Source organism: Geobacter sp. AOG2 (genome assembly GCF_019972295.1).
Lineage (GTDB): Bacteria > Desulfobacterota > Desulfuromonadia > Geobacterales > Pseudopelobacteraceae > Oryzomonas.
Window position 1 is genome coordinate 1950414 of sequence record NZ_BLJA01000001.1, and the last position, 19782, is coordinate 1970195.

Below are 19782 nucleotides of genomic sequence, written 5' to 3' on the forward strand. Positions count from 1 at the left end.
CTGCATGCCTGATGTCGTAAAATAACCTTGCCCGTGCTTGTGCGGGCGTTTTTCCGTAGTCTATCTCAACCAGCAAAGGTGCTCATCCATGAATCGACAAAAACCCGAAATTCATCTCAAGGAATGGCAGCGGCAGGAAGCTGTCGCCGAAGGCATGTTGCCGGTCATCGGCCGGCTCTACCGCGAAAAAAATATCGTGCTGACCGTCTATGGCCGCTCATTGGTGCACGGTACGGTCATCGACCTGCTCAAGGCCCACCGCTTTGCCCGGCTCATCCTGGACGGTGAACTGACGGTACTGGACACCCAGCCGGTCCTTGAGGCTATTGCCAAACTCGACCTGGCCCCCGCCCGCATCGACCTCGGCAAGCTCACCGTGCGCTTTCTCGCTTCGGGTATGCCGGTGGACGCCTTTGTGGTCCAGGAACTTGCCTCCGTCAATACCGGCAGGACCTCGCTTCTGGCCGAGCCCCAGGACATCGTGCTCTACGGCTTCGGCCGCATCGGACGGCTGCTGGCCCGCATCCTGATCGACAAGGCCGGCAGCGGCGAGAAGCTGCGCCTGCGGGCGGCGGTGGTGCGCAAGGGGAGCAGCGACGATCTTGTCAAGCGCGCCAGCCTGTTGCGCCGCGATTCCATCCACGGCCAATTCAACGGCATTATCACCGTGGATGAGGAAGAGAACGCCATTATCGCCAACGGCAATATGATCCGCATCATCTATTCCGACGCGCCCGAGTCGGTGGACTACACCCAGTACGGCATCACCAACGCAATCCTGATCGACAATACCGGCAAGTGGCGCGACCGGGAAGGGTTGTCCCGCCATCTCAAGTCCCCCGGCATCGACAAGGTAATCCTCACTGCGCCGGGCAAAGGCGACATCCCCAACGTGGTGGCCGGGGTCAACAACGAACTGATCACCCCGCAGGAGCGCATCTTCTCCGCCGCCAGTTGCACCACCAACGCCATCGTGCCGGTGATGAAGGCCATTAACGACCGCTTCGGCATTGTGCATGGCCACATGGAGACCTGCCACTCCTACACCAACGACCAGAACCTGATCGACAACTACCACAAGGCCTCGCGTCGCGGACGCAGTGCCCCTCTGAACATGGTCATCACCGAGACCGGGGCCGCCAAGGCGGTCGCCAAGGTCATTCCCGAACTGGCCGGCAAACTGACCGGCAATGCCATCCGCGTACCGACCCCTAACGTCTCGCTGGCCATCCTCAACCTGGAGCTGAGTCAGAAGGTCACCGTGGAGGAGATCAACGACTACCTGCGCGGTATCTCGCTGGACTCGCCGTTGCAGAACCAGATAGACTACACCAATTCCCCGGAAGTGGTCTCCAGCGACCTTGTCGGCTCACGCCATGCCGGGGTGGTGGACTCTCTGGCCACCATCGCCGAGGGGCACCGATGCGTCCTCTATGTATGGTACGACAACGAGTTCGGCTACAGTTGCCAAGTGGTCCGCATGGTACAGAAGATGGCCGGCGTGGAGCTGCCGACACTGCCGTGCTGATTTGATTGATGTTGGCTTTGCAGGACAGACAAGGGGGTAGGCCGAAAATGGCCTGCCCCCTTGTGTTTAAAGGCGTTGTAAATGGGAAAGTATTCGCGTTTTCTTCGCAAGGCTTGAGATATACATTTATTGTGCTATCGTCTCTGATGTACACGTAAAACCTGACACGTCAGGCAATCAACCAGGAGGCACAACCTTATGAAAAAGACTATCGTAACAGCCACATTGTTCACGTTCGGAGCCCTTGCCTTCAGCGCACAGGCAGATATGGAGGGGGGAAAGATTAATGCCAAGGCGGAATTCGACAAGCACTGCGCCGTGTGCCACCCTGGGGGTGGAAATATCATCAATAAGGCCAAGCCACTGGGGAAGGAGGCTCTTGCAAAAAACGGCATCAAGAGCTGGAAGAACATTGTGGCAAAGATACGTAACCCCGGACCCGGCATGACCAAATTCGACAAAAAGGAAATGCCTGACAAGGAAGCAAAGGCCATTGCCGAATATGTTCTGAAAACCTTCAAGTAACGGAATCTGTACAGTTGAATGCTGAAAATACAGGGGAACGGTCACTCTGCTGCCGTTCCCCTGGTCGTGTAACATTGTTTTTGAGGAGACGTGAGACGTTGTTTAAGGGTTGACTAACTCCTCTGGCGCCGCTACCTTTGCGGCATGCCAAGCCAACAAGGGAAAGCCGCGCGCCCCGGGAACGGGACAACAACTCCAGTCGTCCCGTTCCATTACGGATGGGTGATCGTCGCCGTCGGTTTTCTCATCATTTTCGCCTGCATCGGCTTGGCACGCTATGCCTACACTATGTTGCTCCCTTCCATGCAGGCCGGATTGGGACTCTCCTACGACCGCATGGGTTTCATCGGTACCGGCAATTTCTGCGGGTATCTGCTGTCGGTGGTCTTGGCGCCCCGTCTCATCAGGCGCTTCGGGCCGCGGGTCATGATCTGCGCCGGGCTGATGCCGATCACCCTGGCGCTGCTGGCCATTGGCCGCTCCAGCGGTTTCATCGCACCGTTCGCACTCTACCTCCTGGCAGGCGTGGGAACCGGCTTTGCCAACATCCCGACCATGGTCTTGATTAACCATTGGTTCCGCAGCGACCGGCGCGGCACGGCCGCCGGGCTGATGATCGCGGGTAACGGAGCGGCAATCATGCTGGCCGGTTTTCTGATTCCCTATCTCAATCGCGTTTTCGGGGCCGAGGGGTGGCGGGCTGGGTGGCTGGTGCTGGGTTCTGTCGCCCTGGTGGTGAGTATTCTGGCTGGCTGGCTGGTACGCAGCCATCCCGCCGATGTCGGCCTGGAACCAATGGGCCGCAGTCTGCCCCCCTCTCCCGAGCAGCTTATTCCCCACGAGCGGCGCGGCGACGGAGCCCTGTTGGTACGCCTGGGTGTGCTTTACCTGGCCTTCGGCGCTACGTTCATGGTCTACGGCACCTTTATCGTCACCACCATGGTGCGGGAGTATGGCTTTAGCGAAGCCAAGGCAGGTCACTACTGGTCGTGGGCCGGTTTCTTCAGCTTCTTTTCCGGGGTGCTGTTCGGTGCCCTCTCCGACCGCATCGGCCGCCGCTACGGCTTGGCATTGGTCTTTGCCGTCCAGAGCGCCGCCTATCTCTTGGCCGGGCTCAAACCGGGCAGTGTGGGGCTGACGATCTCCATCGTCCTGTATGGGCTGGCGGTCTTCGCCATACCGGCCATCATGGCTGCCGCCGTGGGGGATTACCTGGGGCCGTCGCGCGCCGCAGGCGCTTTTGCCACCATCACCATCTTCTTCGCTGCGGGGCAGACCCTTGGCCCGGCCCTGGCCGGGATAATCGCCAAGGCCACCGGCGCCTTTGCCGGCGCCTACCTGCTGGCAGCCCTGATCACCGCAGCGGCCTCAATTCTGGCCCTTTTTCTTCCCCGACCCGTCCACGCCTGATCTCGACCCTATCGTTCAACACATCGCCCTCATCTTCCATCAGCGAGCGTTGTACCATGCTTCGTGCGTCCGGCGGGGGAGGGCGTGTACCCCACAGTATTATGCCATTGAAAGACCGCCGACCTTCGGGCATTCCACGGCGCATCTCTCACACCCGCCGGGACAAGGCTCGATGTGTACCAGGATATGGCTGTAGGGCAGGCATTTCTCAATGTCCGCCGTGATCTGGTGGGTAAGCGTATGTCCGGCTTCGACGGTCATCTGCTTCGGAACAACCAGATGCATGTCGATATGGCGGATATGACCGGATTTGCGGGTGCGCAGTTTGTGATATTCGATGAAACGGTTTGTGTAGCGTTTCATCGCATCATGGATCAGTGCCTCCTCGTCGTCGGGCAACTTGACGTCGAGGATATGGAAGAAAGCTGTTTTGGTGAGATCCCAGGCAGCCTTCATGATCATGAACGCCACAACTATGGCAACAATCGGGTCAAGCATGGCGATGCCGGTGAGCTTTATGGCTACCAGCCCACCAAGTACGCCGACAGAGGTGTACACATCCGTTCTCAGGTGCAGGGCATCGGCTTCCAGCGCCACCGAATCGGTCCTGGACGCGACGCTCAGCAGATGTCGGGAAACCAGGTAGTTTGCCAGGGCGGACAGTGCCATGACCGTCGCACCTATTCCCAGGCTCCCGATCTCCACCGTACCCGTTTGCAGCTTGTGCACCGCCTCCCGGATAATATAGAAAGCCGCACCGAAGATCAGGGCGGCCTCGATGGTCCCGGCAACGTTCTCGATCTTGCCGTGGCCGAAACGGTGAACATCGTCGGCAGGTTTGCCCGACTCCCTGACCGAGAACCAGGCGATAAGGGCGGCCACCAGGTCGATGGCTGAATGCACCGCTTCGGAGAGAACGCTGACCGACTGCATCATAACGCCGACTGCCAGCTTCAGTATGATCAGTATCGTATTGGAGGCTATGGACAGGGTCGCGGCTTTGTTTTTCGCAGCCAGGACTTCGGGTGATTGGATCATTGCGGTGCTCCGGCGGTCATCATGATTTTTTCATCACGGTTTTGGTTGATTACTGTTTTTCCGGTTGTTGGCGGCGCGCTCGATCTTTTCCCGCACACGGTGCAATAGCCTGCGGGCCCAGGCAAACTCGGTGGCGAGGATACCCAGCGCGGCCGGAATAACGACGATGGCCGGACCAGGCAGAACGATCATGGCAATACCGATGATGAGGACCGTCATGCCGATAACCGCCACAACCACCCGCCTCAGTTTTTTGAGTGACCAATTATACATGGTGATTCAATCCGCTGTCTGCATCATGGTGTACGGGGCGTTATTCGGCTGGTCAGTTGGTCGGGGGCAAAGAAATGTCGCCTGCTTCCCTATATGCCGGGACAGAGAGCGTGAGGCATGCAATCGGCAACAGGAGATACAAGATAATGAATGTGAGGGAGACTGTTTTCATATCAGGTCGTGAGAACACCAGGATTGCACCACCTTACCGCATGGTCGGCTCTGTTGTCAAGATAGGGGGGCGCATCAATTGACCCCGCCGCCGCAGGGTATATACTATACAACAACGTCAAGAATCGGCGTAATTAAGGAGGATGCCATGTTGAGACTTATCATGGTTGCAGCGGCCCTCAGTTGTTGGGCGGCCTCTGCCGAGGCTGCCGTCAAGACCAAGGTCATTGAGTATAAACAAGGAGATGCCGTGCTGGAGGGGTATCTGGCATGGGACGACGCCAAGACCGGCAAGCGCCCTGGGGTGCTGGTGGTGCATGAATGGACCGGGCTTGGCCCCTATGTGAAGAAGCGGGCCGAGATGCTGGCAAAACTGGGGTATGTTGCCTTTGCGGCCGACATCTACGGCAAAGGGGTGCGCCCCGCAACGCCTGCCGATGCCGCCAGGGTGGCTGCCATCTATAAAGATGACCGACCTTTGATGCGCGCCCGTGCCAGGGCTGGGCTGGAAGTCTTGAAAGGGCAGAAGTTTGTTGACCGGCATCGCCTTGCCGCCATCGGGTATTGTTTTGGCGGCACTACCGTGCTGGAGTTGGCCCGCGATGGCGCCGACCTGAAAGGCGTCGTCAGCTTTCACGGCGGTCTTGCTACGCCCAAGCCGGAGGATGCGAAGAACATCAAGGCAAAAGTCCTGGCGCTACAGGGCGCCGACGACCCCTTTGTGAAAGCGGATGAGAGAGCCGCCTTCAAGCAGGAGTTGAGTGCCGCCAAGGTGGATTGGCAGTTCATAACCTACGCCAATGCGGTGCACAGTTTCACCAACCCGGATGCCGGAAACGACAACAGTAAAGGTGCCGCCTACAACGAGAAAGCAGATAAGCGTTCCTGGGAGGCGATGAAGCAGTTTTTCGCGGAAATTTTCACGCAGGCTCCGGCGCGATGATTTGCCATACTGCCGAATAATCAAGGAAAGAGGTGGGTATTCTTTTTAGCAGGAGGTGAGAGGTTATGGAAACCATGAAAGCCGTGCGCATTCACGCATATGGCGGACCGGAGGTGCTCGTGCATGAAGATGCGCCACGTCCGCAGCCGGGAAAGGACGAAATCCTGGTCCGCGTCCACGCCGCCGCGGTCAACCCCGTGGATTGGAAGATCCGCGAGGGGTACCTCAAGGACATGCTCGACAGTCGCCTGCCATTGATCATGGGCTGGGATGTGTCCGGCACGGTGGAGGCGGTAGGTCCGGAGGTGATTCGCTTCCAAGTGGGGGACGAGGTGTTCAGCCGGCCTGATCTCGCGCGGGACGGAGCATATGCCGAATTCATCGTGATCAGGGAAACTGAGGCGGCCTTCAAACCAAAAACCATCGACCACCTGCACGCGGCTGCCATTCCCCTTGCCGGTCTGACGGCGAGCAAGTCACTTTTTTCCGCAGCTCATCTCTCTGCCGGGCAGACGATACTCATCCACGGGGCGGCCGGAGGGGTGGGAACCTATGCCGTGCAGTTGGCGAAATGGAAGGGCGCCCATGTCATTGCCACCGCCTCCGAACGCAATCACGATTACCTGCTTGACCTGGGTGCCGACGAGGTCATTGCGTATCAGAATGTGCGCTTTGAGGACCGGGTGCGGGATGTTGACGTGGTATTCGACACCATAGGCGGCGAGACCCAGGCGCGCTCCTGGAAGGTAGTGAAGCCGGGAGGCGTCATGGTTTCCATTGTCAGCCCCCCTTCCCAGGAGGAAGCGGTGGCACATGGCGTGCGCCCCGAGTTTGTATTCATTCAGCCCGATGCGGCGGAGTTGGCGGAGATCGCCAAGCTTGTGGATTCGGGAAAGATCAGGGTCATGGTGGAGTCGGTGCTGCCGCTTGCCGAAGCCCGCCGCGCTCAGGAGCTTAGCCGGAACGGCCACGCTCGGGGCAAGATCGTTCTCAAGGTTCTGTAACCCCTACTCTTAATATCATCCTATGGCACGGTCAAACCGCCCTCGGCAAAAAGGTCGGTTTGACCGTGTTACCGCCCGCCTCGATGTCATAACACCCCATTTACCTATACATTGACATTATCGTAAAAATTAATGATATTTATGGAACATAGAAAGACATACCTCGAAAACGGTACGGGTGGGGGCTATGGGCAACGTCGCTGGCAGGCTGATAACCGGTTTCTTCAGGATGATACTCGTGGTGGCCTGTGCCGTGACAGCTGTTGCAAGTCAGTCCCACGCCATGGAAATCATCCGAATGAATGGCTCGGGGGGGCCGCTCGGCATGGCCAGATTACTGGCGGATGCCTACACCGAACAACATCGCGAGGTCCATGTCGAAACAGGAAAAGCCCTGGGTAGTGCCGGCGCCGTTCAGGCCCTTCTCGCCGGTGTGCTTGATGTCGTTGTGAGCAGCAAGCCTCTTACCCCTGAACAAGGCGCAAAAGGTCTTCAGTTCCACAGGTTCGGCAAAACACCACTTCTGGCGGTGACCGAAAAGTCAGTCCCCAAAAAGAATATCACCACCAGGGAACTGGAAGATATCTATGCCGGCAGGTTGCGACAATGGCCTAACGGAGAGCGGATCAGAGTGGTGCTGCGCCCTTGGGAGGATGTTGACAGCCGGATTCTGCGGGGGCTGTCTCCCGGCGTAAACGAAGCCCTCAACAAAAGCCGGTCGCTGGCAGGGGTTATGTATGCCGCGACCGATCCGGAGTCGGATGAAACCGTCTCAAGGACGCCAGGCGCAATCGGGACCTCGGCACTGGTTTCGATCATTTCCGGCAAACAGCCGCTTAACATCCTGAAGCTTAATGGAGTCAAGGGCTCCCTGCAATCGCTCTCACGCGGGAACTATCCGCTCGTCAAACAGATCAATTTCATTACTGCCGCCCATCCGTCGCCTGCTGTCCAAAAATTTCTGGCTTTTGTCTATTCTCGGCAGGGACGCGTCATTGCCGGAAAAACCGGAGTACTGGTTGTTGCCGGCCCAAAAGACGGGCCGTGAGACAGAAAACCCGTACTATACGCCGTACCACTGCCCTGTTCGCCGGGACCATGGCCGTCATCATTGCGTTCCTGATACCGGCGGGCTATTTCGCCATTTCCTATGAATATCTGCGTGGCAGCATGGAGACGCAGGCCGACATGAATGCCCGCGCGGCCACAGATATGGTGATGGCGAATCCCGGCATGTGGATGTTCGAACAAACCAGGCTTGCCGAGTTGCTTCAACGGCGCACCGCTGCCGGGGTAATCGAGATACGGCGTATCATTGATCCGAAGGGCAAGGTCATTGCGGAAAACGCGGACACCTTGTCTTCGCCGGTTATCTCGCTGCGAAGGAATATCTTCGACGCAGGCGCGGTTGTGGCACAGTTCGAGATTACTCGTTCATTGAGTCATCTACTGGCAAAGACGGCTCTGGTAAGTGTCGCTTCGACGTTTTTGGGTGCACTCATCTTTCTTGCTTTCCGCATACTCCCTTACCGGGCGCTCGTGCAAACGCAAAGTTTTCTTGACGTGAGAGAGCAACAGTTGGCTGAGACCAATGAACACCTCCGTTACGAATTTGATGAGCGCATTCACGCTGAAAATCTGCTCTTCAAGATGTCGGCAATCATCCAACAAAGCCCATCTTCGGTCGTTATCATGGATACGGACGGTATTATCGAGTTTGCCAACCCCAAGTTCATTGAGATGATGGACTGTTCCGAGGATGACGTAATTGGCAAGAAATTGTATGAATTAAAGACAAACGCCGGACCGGGCAATAATTTTCAGAATATTTGGGAAACAGTGGTATCCGGTAACGTCTGGCAGGGTGAATTATTCAGCACGCATTGCAACAAAGGCTTTGTTTGGGAATATGCCACCATCTTTCCCATCAGCGTTCAGAGCCGGGCTACCACCAATTACATCGCTATTTTTGAGGATATAAACGACAGAAAATCGCTTGAAGAACAGTTGCGCCATTCCCAGAAAATGGATGCGATGGGACAGATTGCCGGCGGCGTTGCCCACGATTTCAGCAACCTGCTGACGGTAATCATTGGCTATGCAACCATGCTCAAGGACAACCTGCAGGACCGGGATGCGGCCCTGTACAGACTGGACAGCATCCTTTCCGCGGCAAACCGGGGTGTACAACTGACGGGCTCCCTGCTCGCATTCGGTAGAAAACAGATTTTAAACCCGCGGCTGGTCGACCTGGCCGGCATCATCAAAAATATGGAAGAATTTTTGCGCCAGATAATCGGCGAAGATATCATGCTCGAAACGGAATATGGTGCCGGGAAATATTATGTCCGCGCGGACAGCAGTAACGTCGAGCAAGTGATCATGAATCTGGTGTCCAACGCCCGCGATGCCATGCCCAATGGCGGTCGCATTACTATCAAGTTGTCGAAAGAGGAACTGGATGGCAACTTCGTCGCAACCCATGGTTACGGCCTGCCAGGAACCCACGCTCTTTTCTCCGTTACCGACACCGGTCCTGGAATCGAGAAGCAAATTCTGACCAAGATATTCGAGCCGTTTTTTACCTCCAAGGAAATCGGCAAGGGGACTGGCCTGGGGCTGTCGATCGTGCATGGCATTATCAAACAACACAACGGATTTATCACCGTGCAGAGCAAGGAAGGTGAGGGAACTGTCTTCTCTGTATTTTTGCCGATTGCACAGGATATGTGCCTCGCGGAAGATGAAGAGCAGGGCGTTTGTACCCTTCCTGCGGACAATCCGCCGGGTTCCGAGGCTGTCCTGGTGGCTGAAGACGACGCCTTGGTAAGGGCTCTGGTCTCAAGCATACTGACCGAGAGTGGTTATGCCGTCATTTCGGCCAATGATGGCGAGGATGCCGTAGCCAAGTTTGGAATGCATTCCGAAAGGATCGGCTTGCTGCTCATGGATGTGGTTATGCCGAAGATGGGCGGTTGGAACGCGTACCAAAAAATCAAGGAAAAACAACCGGATATCAAGATTATTTTTATCAGTGGCTACTCGGATAACGATATCCTTCGGAGCGGATTACCGGAGGATGGGGTACATTTTTTGCAAAAGCCGTTGACACGGAATGTGTTGCTGTCCAGAGTCCGCGAAGTTCTTGATGGGGAAAACGGATAGTTCCAAAGGGGGAAAGCATGTGGGGATTTGCCAGGAAGTGCGTATTTTGTTCCGACGCAATACATCACCGCGTGCTGATGGAGCTGGGAACCGTCTTTGCCGTTGAGGATCTTTATCCGGTGACTCAAGGTCACTTGCTCGTCGTGCCCTATCGCCACACCCTGGACTATTTCAGCATGACCGACGAAGAACGCTCCGACGCGCAACGGTTGCTGATTGCGCTCAGGGAGCAGATCATGCGCTACGATTCTACGGTGCAAGGTTTCAACATAGGCATAAACTGTGGCCCTGTCGCCGGTCAATCCATACTGCACGCCCATATCCACCTGATCCCGCGTCGCGAAGGAATCGAACTTGGCAACAAGCATTTTGATTATCTCGAGACGAGGCGAACATGACTTAGGTAACAACCGTATCCGATATCTGTCCCATACATACATTTATTCATATTTAGCATATACTTACATAAAGGTAAATTTATTTTAATGCACTGGAATTGTTATTGAATATTGTTTGATTTGTGTGTAAACATTACCAAAATCACAACTATAGAGAGATAACGCTATGCAAGCACTTCAGGAGTACTATTACCGCCTCTCCATCAAGATGCGAATTGCACTGCTCTGTTTCTGCTACAGCATCTGTATGATCGCATTGACCATTTTGGCCCGTACCGATTCAGGGGCGGTTCGATGGGGTTCGTTGGGGCTTTTCATAATCCTGGGCGCTTTTTTCGGCATGCTGAACATCATGGGGATCGGAAGTTCGATCAACCGGGTGATCGCGCACCTTCAGACCATGGCCAACGGCGACCTGTCCCAGAATATCGTCGCCAAGCGTAACAATGAAATCAGCCTTATAATCAAAACAATAGCCGAGTTACAGCAAAACATGCGTTCGATGATCTCTGCCATCCAGTCAACATCTGAAGGTCTGACCAAGGCCGCCGGCGATCTGCGCCAGACCTCCGAAGGCATGGCGGCCGGCGCCGAACAGGCGGTGGAACAGTCGGCTTCAGTCGTGCACGCCGTCGAAGATCTCACGTCGGTCAGCTCCGATATTGCCCGGAATTGCCAGCTAATGTCCAGTAAGGCGACGGAGACGAAGGAATCCACGATGGATGGCGAACGGACCATTGACGCCATGTCCCGGATGATGGTTGAGATCGGCACGCTGGTCAGCGATACGACCCTGGCGGTCGAGTCGCTGGGTAATAATTCCCATCAGATCGGCGAGATCGTGGGAACCATCGAGGATATTGCAGATCAGACCAACCTGCTGGCGTTGAACGCAGCCATTGAAGCGGCTCGTGCCGGTGAGCAGGGGCGCGGGTTCGCCGTCGTGGCGGACGAGGTAAGAAGCCTTGCGGTGCGCACAACAACAGCGACACAGCAAATCCATAAGATCATAGCAGTTCTGCAGAGCGACGTGAAAAACGTCGTCGAGTCCATGGGACAGAGTTCGCGGAGCGTCAAAAACGGTGAGCAGGGAGTCCAGCTCTCCAGTCAGGCAATAACGGACATCAAGTCTCACATTGAAATTTTGACCGACAGTGTTGCCCAGATTGCAACCGCAATCGAGGAACAGTCAGCCACCACTGCCGGCGTCAGAAATAATATACGTGCGATCAGCGATGTCATCGACAACGTTTCCCGTGGCACCAGGGAAACGGATCAGGCAGCCTCCGGCCTAACGGATTCGGCTGTCGATCTGCGGGCAATGGCGAGCAAATTCCGCGTGTAACAGGTCTTTAAAGCCACCACGGGCTGATCCACCAGGGTGTGGTCTCCTCGTTTCCTCTGTCCCCGTACCTTTCTTGCCTCCCTTCATTCGGATTCATACAGCTTTTCACTCCCTGTGAGCGTTGCCGGCCGGCAGCGTTCATAAACCCTAAGCCATAACTCGCTTGTCTCACTGAGCATTCTCCTGTTCACGACGTTTTAGCGGTCGCCTTCTCAGCGCTGTGGTCGGGGAGAGGGCTATCAATCTACAAGTGGGTTTCCTTGTTCACCTGGATTTTATCTTTCGTCAAGCAAATCGGTAACCAGAATATGAGGATCTGTGTTTGCTTTTACCAATCAATAGTTTATGTTTAAAATAAAATAAAATGGTGTTATTATAATTTCAGGATATTTAAAAAACACAAGGAGGTGTTACGTATGCTGATATTTCTGATGTGTCTAGCGGGTTTAATGGTTGCGGTATTGGGGGTGCAGATTTATCGGTATTACGCCACGCACCACTGAAATAGGAGTCAATGATAACGGAGTTATAAAAAATTGCTTTTACTTTTACGAGAAAAGCCCACCGGAAAATTCGGAGGGCTTTTCTCGTAAAAGTGGGCACATGTGCCGATGAGTCAGACGATTTCCTGTAATTCCTCAATCAAGCCTTTAAGAAAATCATAACCTTTCTGCCAGAAATCCTCGGCTGTGATGTCGATCCCAGCCAGACGGGCTGTGTCTGCCGGCGACAAAGCTCCGCCCGATTCCAGCAGGCGGCGATAGCCCGGCTTAAAGCCTTCACCTTCTTCACGGTATTTCTGGAACAACGCCAGAACCAGCAGTTCGGCAAAGGTGTAGGAATAACAGTAAAAGCGGCTGTGAATAAAATGGCTGATATAGCTCCACCCCCAACGGTAGGCCGGGATCGGTTCCACGGCATCTCCGAACAGTTTGCCATTCTCCTCCAGCCAGATCCCGGCAATGCGGTCATTGGACAGCAATCCGGCCTGCCGCTCGTTGTGCAGGCGCAGTTCGAAACGGGTCAGCACGGTTTGACGGAAAGTGGTGGCGATGATGTCCTCGATCTTGGCGCACAACAATGATTTGCGCACCGCCGGATCGGTTTCGTTTTCAAGCAACATGCGGGTCAGCAGCATTTCGCCGAAAACCGACGCGGTTTCGGCCAACGGCAGCGGGGCGTGGTAGTTGAGCATGTTCTGCTTCTGGGCCAGGACAAAGTGCAGACCGTGGCCCGCCTCATGGGCGATGGTGGCCAGATCGCGCAGGGTGCCGGTATAGTTGAGTAACAGAAACGGTGGGATCTGCGGCGAAACCCCCATGGCAAAGGCGCCTCCCGATTTGCCGGCGCGCGGCAGCACGTCCACGCGGCGCTCATCGAAGAAGGCCCCGACTATACGGCCGAAATCCGGGTCGTATTGGCTGTAGGATGAGACTACCAGGTCCCGGGCCTCGTCAAAGCCATACTGCTTCTCCGACTCGGCCACCGGGGCGTACATGTCGCAGTTGCGGATCTTGTCCATGCCGAGCATCTTGGCCTTGAGGCGGAAATAATCCTGGGCAAGGCCGTAGTTGGCCTCGGTCACGTGCATCAGATGCTCCACCGCCTCATCCGGGATCTCGTTGCCGATGTTGGTGGGCTGGATCGGCGTTGCATAGCCACGCAGCTCCATCTCCTGGCCATGGTCGAGAGCCATGTTGTTGAATACCGAATTGAAGACGATGCCGTGCTCGGCGTGGCGTTCCAGGAAGGTGGTCTGGGCTCGGAAACGGACGTCGGCCGACGGGTGGTGCAGCAACGAGAGCAATTCCTCTCCGGTGAAATCCCGTTCCTCGCCGTCCAGCTCCATACGGTAGCTGAAGGATGCCGACAATTCGTCGAACAGTTTGGTGAAGGCGTTCACACCGGTCAGGTCCTTGCGGGTCAGGAGCCGCTCCTCGTTTTCCTTGAGGCTGTAGGGACGGAATTTGCGGATGCCGGCCAGGAAATGAACGTACGGCGCCGCTTCCGGCAGGTTGCAGAGCGCTTCAAAGCTCCGGTCGTCCAGGTGCATCAACTCCAGGTCAAAGAACAACAGTTGCTGGGACAGACCGCTACCAAGCTCGGAACAGCGCTGTGCCAGGGCGCGGTTGGCTTCGTCGGCCGAATCCGCGGCAAACAGCAGGTGTGCATAGCAGAACGGTTTGGCCATACGCACCTGCAAGGCCTCGTATTCCTGCACGGCGGACAGGATGGCGGCGCTGTCCAGGCCTGCCAGCTTCTCGAAGTAACGTTCGCGGAACGTAGCGGCCAAGCTGCCGAAGGAGGCCAGGTCGGCCTCAAGCTCGGGCGAATCCGGTGAAGGGTAGAGCAGGGCGGTGTTCCAAGTCAGATCGGTTTGGGACATGAATGATTATCTCCGTTGTTTGATGGGAATAGGACACACTTTCCGCGCGTGTCGGAAGAAGAGTACTACGAGGCGGATGAAGCGTCAAGGCGGGCCGGCGTTCCACGGGTTGTCAGGCCGCGCGGTTACTGTCTGGATTTTTCAATTGCCTGCTCGCGCTCTGCTTTGTACTGGTCATAGGTCATGCTGTTTGCCTTGTCGAGGCATCTCTGGGTATCAGCCGGGTTCAGGTTTTTGTAGCATTCCTGCCGTTGCTGCTCCTGGAATCCCGCGTACCATGACCGATAGGTGCATCCTGGAGCAACCAGACAAAGACAGACGATCATCAATCGCATAAGAGTTCTTTTAGGCATGCAATTTTCCTCGTTCGTATTCCCGGAATCGGGTGCTATATATTGCCATAATGGGCAAGCAGGCGCCAGGGTTTTCCCTGTCGCTGTTCTGTGCGGCAAACCGACCGCACAGAACATCAGGGCGATTTGCTGGTCGAGAGCGTGATCGCCCCATACCAGGCAGTGGCTTCGCCGCCTGTGTTGTCCGTATCGGTCATGACGGCAATGGCGCCGATCTCGTGAGGTTCGTCTCCGAACAGACGGCGGTAGTCGGCCAGGATGTCCCGTTCCTCGGTCAGCCATTGTCCGGCCCGTTCCGAGCCCGATTCCACGGCCAGCATCATGGCATGGGAGGTGAAGGCATTGGGAATGGCGCCTCCCTTGGGCAGGCGGTTGGCCCAGATATAGTTGATAGCCCTGGTCTGCCAGAAAAAACGGCCCGGAAAGACCACATACACCCGCGCCGCATAATCGTCCCCGGCCTTGGTCGTTTCATCGCCGTTTTTCACAATGTCGGCAATCTTCCACGACCAGCGCAGGTAGCGAAAGCTTTGGGGATCGAGCTTCATCTTCTTGAACAGTCCCGATGCCGTACCTTTGCTGAAGGCCCTGACAACGGTCCGGCCATCGTCCCGCACCAGCGAATAGTCAGTGGACCCCTTGAAGGTCTTGGTTTCCCAACCGCGCAACCCTTCAGAGGAAAAGGCGCTGACACGATACTCGTTTGCCTGGGCGGTGGCGCAGAATCCAACCAGTATCAACAACAGAATTCTTCCCGCCATTTTTGTTTCTCCCTGATGTCACAGAGATCACAACACCAATTTTGCTATGGGCTGGAAAATTGCAATGTCAACAACACGGTGCATGTTTATACTACAATAAATTTGCCTGAAAAATTGCACAACAATACAAAATGTTTCTATTGAGAGGCAGTTAAAGTATATAAGTATGTCTGGGCAAGCTGTAGTCATAACACACTGGTGTGGTTGAGATCGCGCCAGCGGCCGCGATGTTGTTCCCCACACAAACTGAATATCGAACGAGGATCGTATGTACCCTGAATCGGATGATTTAAACGACTATCTGGTTTCCGACACGATTATTGATTGGGAAACTCCGGCTGTCCGGCGGAAGGCTCTGGAACTTACGCAGTCACTGTCGGATGAGGTTGCCAAGGCCCGTTGTCTGTACGAATGGGTGAGAGATACCATTTCCCATACCAATGATGCCGGCCTGGACATTGTGACCTGCACGGCGAGCGAGGTGCTCCATCACGGCACCGGGATCTGTTTTGCCAAAAGCCACCTCCTGGCCGCCTTGCTCCGGGCGGTCAATATCCCGGCCGGTTTCTGCTACCAGGTTTTGCGGCTGGACCCGCCTGTGGATAATGAACCGGTCCTCCACGGTTTTAATGCCGTCTACCTCGCTACTCTCGATAAATGGATTCGGGTCGATAGCCGGGGCAACACCAAGGGGATCAACGCCCAATTCAGCATCGAACAAGAGCAACTTGCCTTTGCCATGGACCCCGAGGCCGATGAATTCATCTACGAGGCTATTTTTGCGGCTCCGGTGGACAGTGTGGTCGCCACGCTGAAAAGGTACACGACCATGAACGAACTGTGGCCGGATCTGCCCCAATGCCTGTGATTGCCTTGAAGGATGGGGGACGGTGAAAAAAACTCCGCACATTACCAGAGAGATCGGCAGATATCTTCTGACCGACCGGATACGGGAAGTGGTTAACTTTTGGGTAACCCCGCAATCCGAGGGTTCGGACCCGCCGCCGGCACAGAAACCGGCGTCTGAGGACCAGAACATAATCAAACTGCCGGATCGGGAAACATGGTCCATTCAGCCATGCGACCTGCAAACCGCCATTGCCGACCGCCGGAGCCATCGCCGATTTACGGCAGAGTCCCTGACATTGGATGAACTTTCCTTCCTCCTGTGGGCCACCCAGGGCGTCCGGACGGTAATCCACGAAGCGGCTGTCCTGCGCACCGTTCCTTCCGCCGGCTGTCGCCACCCTTTTGAAACCTATCTCGCCGTGTTGAGGGTCGAAGGTCTCGATATCGGTATCTACCGATACCTGCCGCTGGATCATTCGATTATTTTCGAAAAAGAAATCGATAACCTGTCGGCCCATCTGACGGCAGCCGCCCGAGGACAGAGCTTTGCCGGACAGGCAGCCGTCACGTTCATCTGGACAGCCATCCCCTCCCGGACCGAATGGCGTTATGCAGAAGCATCCTACAAGGTAATTGCCCTGGATGCCGGGCATGTCTGCCAGAACCTCTACCTGGCATGCGAAGCTATCGGAGCCGGCACCTGCGCCATAGCTGCGTACAACCAGGCCTTGGCCGATGGTTTGCTGGGGGTGGATGGGGACGAAGAATTCGCAATCTATTTGGCCCCGGTTGGGAAGATTATTGCTTGAGTATTCGCATGATGTACCGTTGTTAGCTGGTTATTGTGATTATATAAATGATGGTTTACTTTTTAACATTCTGGAATAACGTTGAAATTTGTGCGCTTGTCATGTAGAAAACAATAATGATCCAGTAAACCAGCAGATTGCACCGCCAAAGGAACGACAATGTCAATTATTGAACTGAAATCATTGGCAAAAAAGTTCGGGCTGATCTTAATAAGCTGCTGGACCGGCATCATCTGTTTGTTAGTGATTCTGAGCCTGCATTACCGACATCAAGAGACTTTGAAGGCGGCGGAGAATGAAGCCAGGGACTACTTCTACCTCAACCTGTTTTACCGGGCCTGGGGAGCAAAAATGGGTGGTGTCTACGTCCCGGCAGACAAAGTCGTACCTAATCCTTATCTCAGCATTCCGGACCGCGACATAACCGCCAACAACGGAAAACAACTTACTCTCGTCAATCCCGCCTACATGACCAGGATGGTCTTCGAGTCCATCATTGCCAGTTCACCCGATCCTGTTATAAATAAAATCACCAGCCTCAAACCGCTCAACCCGGTCAACGCCCCCGATGAATGGGAACGCAAGAGCCTCGAAGTATTTGAGCGACGTGAAAGCAAGGAACGCTCCGAGGTGATCGATATTTTCGGAAAGCCCTATTTGCGCCTGATTTCGGCGTTTGTGGTTGAAGAGCCTTGTCTGAAATGCCATGCCCAGCAAGGATACCGCCTGGGGGATATCCGTGGAGGGATCAACATATCGGTGCCGCTTGCCAAACACTACGGATTGGAAAAGACCTTCAACCAAAAAATTATTGGCGGCTATCTTTTCCTCTGGATGCTCGGCACCTCAGGCATAGCAATGACCTCACGCCGGCGTTGGAATTTCGATATAAGATTGCAAAACAGCGAGAGAAAGTTCCGCACCGTATGCGATTGGACTCAGGATTGGGAGTATTGGATCGGCCCGGACGATATAATGCGCTACATTTCTCCCTCCTGTGTTGATATTACCGGGTATACACAGGCCGAATTTACCGGCGACCCGGATCTGCTCAAAAAAATTGTCCACCCGGATCATTCGGCTACTTTTTGCAAGCATCACAAGGAGGCCATAGGCGGGCAGCAGCGTCACAATGATATCATCGAATTTAAAATCATTACCAAACAAGGCCAGGTACGCTGGATCCAGCATCGCTGCCGCCCGGTATTCGATGGGGCGGTGCCCCTGGGGCGGCGCGTTTCGAATCGGGACATAACCGATCAAAAGGCCGGCGAAGAGAAAATCAGCCGTTTGTCGGCCATAGTTGAATCATCCGACGATGCAATCATCTCGAAAACGATGGACGGAGTTGTCACAACGTGGAATCAAGGGGCAGAAAAACTGTTCGGCTATTCCGAACAGGAAATGATCGGCTCATCGTTACTTGCCCTTTTCCCACCGGATCGTGAGCACGAAGAACAGGACATTCTGGCCGCCGCCTCACGCGGAGAGAGCGTCAAGCATTTCGAAACGGTCCGCATTTGCAAAGATGGCAGGGCCATCGACGTTTCGGCAACGATTTCGCCGATAAAGGATCAGCAGGGGACCATCATTGGCGTTTCAAAAATAGCGCGGGATATAACCGCGCGTAAAAAGGCCGATGAGGAACGCCTGCTGTTTGAACGTCAGATGATGCAAACCCAGAAACTGGAAAGCCTTGGGGTATTGGCCGGAGGCATTGCCCATGATTTCAATAATATTCTCATGTCCATCATCGGCAATGCCGATCTGGCTCTGACGCGTATCAACAAGGAATCTCCGGCTACGGATAATCTGCGTCATGTCCTGGACGCCTCGTCCCGTGCCGCCGATCTGGTGCGGCAGATGCTCGCCTATTCGGGCAGAGGTCAGTTCATCATCGAAAGCATCGACCTCAATGCACTGGTTCAAGAGATGACCCATATGCTTGAGGTATCCATTTCCAAGAGTGCAGTGCTCAGATTCAATCTGCGCCGGCCATTGCCGTCCGTTACAGCCGACGCTACCCAGATTCGCCAAGTCATTATGAACCTCGTCATCAATGCCTCCGAGGCAATCGGCGACCGAAGCGGCATTATCGCCATAACCACCGGCTGCATGAATTGCGACCAGCGCTATCTCAGGCAGATATGTCTCGACAAACAAATCCCCGAGGGCCTGTACGTCTTTCTCGAAATAGCCGACACCGGATGCGGAATGGACGAAAAAACAGTGGGCAGGATTTTCGATCCATTCTTCACGACCAAGTTTACCGGCAGGGGATTGGGTATGGCTGCGGTACAAGGAATTATTCGCGGCCACCACGGGGCTGTCAAGATTTATAGCGAAGTTGGAAAAGGCACGACATTTAAGGTGTTTCTTCCCGCCACCACGATGCCGGGAGAGTTGTTTGATACCACCCCCGGCGCGTGCAGCACGTGGCGGGGATCGGGTACCGTGCTTTTGGTGGATGATGAGGAATCGGTGCTTGGAATCGGCAGCGAAATGTTGCGGGAGTTGGGGTTCGATGTCATCACCGCCCTCGATGGGCGGCAGGGTGTGGATCTCTTTATCGAGAACGTGGAAAAGATAACCTGCGTCATTCTCGACCTTACGATGCCGCACCTGGATGGCGAACAGACGTTCCGGGAATTGCGACAACTGCGATCGGATGTTAGAGTTATCATGTCAAGCGGCTATAACGAGCAGGAGGTGACGCAGAAGTTCCTCGGCAAGGGTTTGGCCGGCTTCATTCAAAAACCTTACAGGCTGTTGACGTTGAGAGAAACACTTCGCCGGGTACTTGGAGTTTCTTGACCGGTCATCA

Annotated in this window: 17 protein-coding genes; 12 read left to right on the forward strand and 5 right to left on the reverse strand. The window is 55.2% G+C overall.

All coding sequences use genetic code 11. The features are described from left to right. Positions 1-88 precede the first annotated feature (88 nt). From LDN12_RS08805 to LDN12_RS08815, 3 genes are all read left to right on the forward strand, one after another. Positions 89-1528, forward strand: a complete 1440-nt coding sequence (locus LDN12_RS08805; RefSeq protein WP_223922300.1) for a glyceraldehyde-3-phosphate dehydrogenase — start codon at positions 89-91, stop codon at positions 1526-1528. Positions 1529-1726: 198 nt separating this feature from the next. Further along, positions 1727-2053 carry a c-type cytochrome gene (locus LDN12_RS08810; RefSeq protein ID WP_223922301.1) on the forward strand — a complete coding sequence of 109 codons (327 nt, stop codon included), beginning with the start codon at positions 1727-1729 and terminating at the stop codon, positions 2051-2053. Positions 2054-2197: 144 nt separating this feature from the next. After that, entirely contained in the window at positions 2198-3463 is a 1266-nt protein-coding gene (locus LDN12_RS08815; RefSeq protein ID WP_223922302.1) for a YbfB/YjiJ family MFS transporter, read from the forward strand. 99 nt (positions 3464-3562) lie between these two features. On the opposite strand, the gene LDN12_RS08820 is transcribed toward LDN12_RS08815, so the two are convergent. After that, positions 3563-4501 (reverse strand): cation diffusion facilitator family transporter, encoded by a 939-nt coding sequence (locus LDN12_RS08820; RefSeq protein WP_223922303.1) that lies wholly within the window; start codon positions 4499-4501, stop codon positions 3563-3565. Between the two features lie 33 nt (positions 4502-4534). Further along, positions 4535-4774 carry a PGPGW domain-containing protein gene (locus LDN12_RS08825; protein ID WP_223922304.1) on the reverse strand — a complete coding sequence of 80 codons (240 nt, stop codon included), beginning with the start codon at positions 4772-4774 and terminating at the stop codon, positions 4535-4537. Positions 4775-5093: 319 nt separating this feature from the next. Between LDN12_RS08825 and LDN12_RS08830 the strand changes: the two genes are divergently transcribed. The 6 genes from LDN12_RS08830 (at position 5094) to LDN12_RS08855 (ending at position 11800) form a co-directional block, all read left to right on the forward strand. After that, entirely contained in the window at positions 5094-5888 is a 795-nt protein-coding gene (locus LDN12_RS08830) for a dienelactone hydrolase family protein (protein WP_223922305.1), read from the forward strand. A gap of 65 nt (positions 5889-5953) precedes the next feature. Continuing rightward, positions 5954-6892: an NADP-dependent oxidoreductase gene (locus LDN12_RS08835; RefSeq protein WP_223922306.1), complete on the forward strand. Its 939-nt coding sequence runs from the start codon at positions 5954-5956 to the stop codon at positions 6890-6892. Between the two features lie 187 nt (positions 6893-7079). After that, on the forward strand, positions 7080-7940 hold the full coding sequence (locus LDN12_RS08840; protein WP_223922307.1) for a substrate-binding domain-containing protein: 861 nt from the start codon (positions 7080-7082) through the stop codon (positions 7938-7940). Beyond that, a complete protein-coding gene (locus LDN12_RS08845) occupies positions 7937-10057 on the forward strand; it encodes an ATP-binding protein (protein WP_223922308.1) in 2121 nt (706 codons plus the stop codon). The genes LDN12_RS08840 and LDN12_RS08845 overlap by 4 nt, the downstream gene beginning before the upstream one ends. Positions 10058-10074: 17 nt before the next feature. Beyond that, positions 10075-10455 (forward strand): HIT family protein, encoded by a 381-nt coding sequence (locus LDN12_RS08850; protein ID WP_223922309.1) that lies wholly within the window; start codon positions 10075-10077, stop codon positions 10453-10455. A gap of 166 nt (positions 10456-10621) precedes the next feature. Further along, entirely contained in the window at positions 10622-11800 is a 1179-nt protein-coding gene (locus LDN12_RS08855) for a methyl-accepting chemotaxis protein (RefSeq protein ID WP_223922310.1), read from the forward strand. A gap of 616 nt (positions 11801-12416) precedes the next feature. Here the strand turns inward: LDN12_RS08855 and LDN12_RS08860 are convergent. From LDN12_RS08860 to LDN12_RS08870, 3 genes are all read right to left on the reverse strand, one after another. Then, positions 12417-14186 carry a M3 family oligoendopeptidase gene (locus LDN12_RS08860; RefSeq protein WP_223922311.1) on the reverse strand — a complete coding sequence of 590 codons (1770 nt, stop codon included), beginning with the start codon at positions 14184-14186 and terminating at the stop codon, positions 12417-12419. A 125-nt stretch (positions 14187-14311) separates the two neighbouring features. Further along, the gene (locus LDN12_RS08865) at positions 14312-14539 is read right to left on the reverse strand and encodes a hypothetical protein (protein ID WP_223922312.1); all 228 of its coding nucleotides are present in this window, start codon (positions 14537-14539) and stop codon (positions 14312-14314) included. Positions 14540-14655: 116 nt separating this feature from the next. Beyond that, a complete protein-coding gene (locus tag LDN12_RS08870; protein WP_223922313.1) occupies positions 14656-15300 on the reverse strand; it encodes a DUF3047 domain-containing protein in 645 nt (214 codons plus the stop codon). 268 nt (positions 15301-15568) lie between these two features. Here LDN12_RS08870 and LDN12_RS08875 point away from each other — a divergent pair, with 268 nt between their 5' ends. The 3 genes from LDN12_RS08875 (at position 15569) to LDN12_RS08885 (ending at position 19772) form a co-directional block, all read left to right on the forward strand. Continuing rightward, positions 15569-16168, forward strand: coding sequence for a transglutaminase family protein (locus LDN12_RS08875; RefSeq protein ID WP_223922314.1), 600 nt, complete (start codon positions 15569-15571; stop codon positions 16166-16168). Positions 16169-16190: 22 nt separating this feature from the next. Continuing rightward, a complete protein-coding gene (locus LDN12_RS08880; RefSeq protein ID WP_223922315.1) occupies positions 16191-16958 on the forward strand; it encodes a SagB/ThcOx family dehydrogenase in 768 nt (255 codons plus the stop codon). 159 nt (positions 16959-17117) lie between these two features. Then, positions 17118-19772 carry a PAS domain S-box protein gene (locus LDN12_RS08885; RefSeq protein ID WP_223922316.1) on the forward strand — a complete coding sequence of 885 codons (2655 nt, stop codon included), beginning with the start codon at positions 17118-17120 and terminating at the stop codon, positions 19770-19772. Positions 19773-19782 lie beyond the last annotated feature (10 nt).

Excerpts from the sequence above, each read along its gene's own strand:
- LDN12_RS08805 (WP_223922300.1), top strand. The coding sequence starts at position 89 with ATGAATCGACAAAAACCCGAAATTCATCTCAAGGAATGGCAGCGGCAG.
- LDN12_RS08850 (WP_223922309.1), top strand. The coding sequence starts at position 10,075 with ATGTGGGGATTTGCCAGGAAGTGCGTATTTTGTTCCGACGCAATACAT.
- LDN12_RS08855 (WP_223922310.1), top strand. The coding sequence starts at position 10,622 with ATGCAAGCACTTCAGGAGTACTATTACCGCCTCTCCATCAAGATGCGA.
- LDN12_RS08835 (WP_223922306.1), top strand. The coding sequence starts at position 5,954 with ATGGAAACCATGAAAGCCGTGCGCATTCACGCATATGGCGGACCGGAG.
- LDN12_RS08820 (WP_223922303.1), bottom strand. The coding sequence starts at position 4,501 with ATGATCCAATCACCCGAAGTCCTGGCTGCGAAAAACAAAGCCGCGACC.
- LDN12_RS08870 (WP_223922313.1), bottom strand. The coding sequence starts at position 15,300 with ATGGCGGGAAGAATTCTGTTGTTGATACTGGTTGGATTCTGCGCCACC.
- LDN12_RS08860 (WP_223922311.1), bottom strand. The coding sequence starts at position 14,186 with ATGTCCCAAACCGATCTGACTTGGAACACCGCCCTGCTCTACCCTTCA.
- LDN12_RS08885 (WP_223922316.1), top strand. The coding sequence starts at position 17,118 with ATGTCAATTATTGAACTGAAATCATTGGCAAAAAAGTTCGGGCTGATC.
- LDN12_RS08830 (WP_223922305.1), top strand. The coding sequence starts at position 5,094 with ATGTTGAGACTTATCATGGTTGCAGCGGCCCTCAGTTGTTGGGCGGCC.
- LDN12_RS08865 (WP_223922312.1), bottom strand. The coding sequence starts at position 14,539 with ATGCCTAAAAGAACTCTTATGCGATTGATGATCGTCTGTCTTTGTCTG.
- LDN12_RS08815 (WP_223922302.1), top strand. The coding sequence starts at position 2,198 with ATGCCAAGCCAACAAGGGAAAGCCGCGCGCCCCGGGAACGGGACAACA.
- LDN12_RS08840 (WP_223922307.1), top strand. The coding sequence starts at position 7,080 with ATGGGCAACGTCGCTGGCAGGCTGATAACCGGTTTCTTCAGGATGATA.
- LDN12_RS08825 (WP_223922304.1), bottom strand. The coding sequence starts at position 4,774 with ATGTATAATTGGTCACTCAAAAAACTGAGGCGGGTGGTTGTGGCGGTT.
- LDN12_RS08875 (WP_223922314.1), top strand. The coding sequence starts at position 15,569 with ATGTACCCTGAATCGGATGATTTAAACGACTATCTGGTTTCCGACACG.
- LDN12_RS08810 (WP_223922301.1), top strand. The coding sequence starts at position 1,727 with ATGAAAAAGACTATCGTAACAGCCACATTGTTCACGTTCGGAGCCCTT.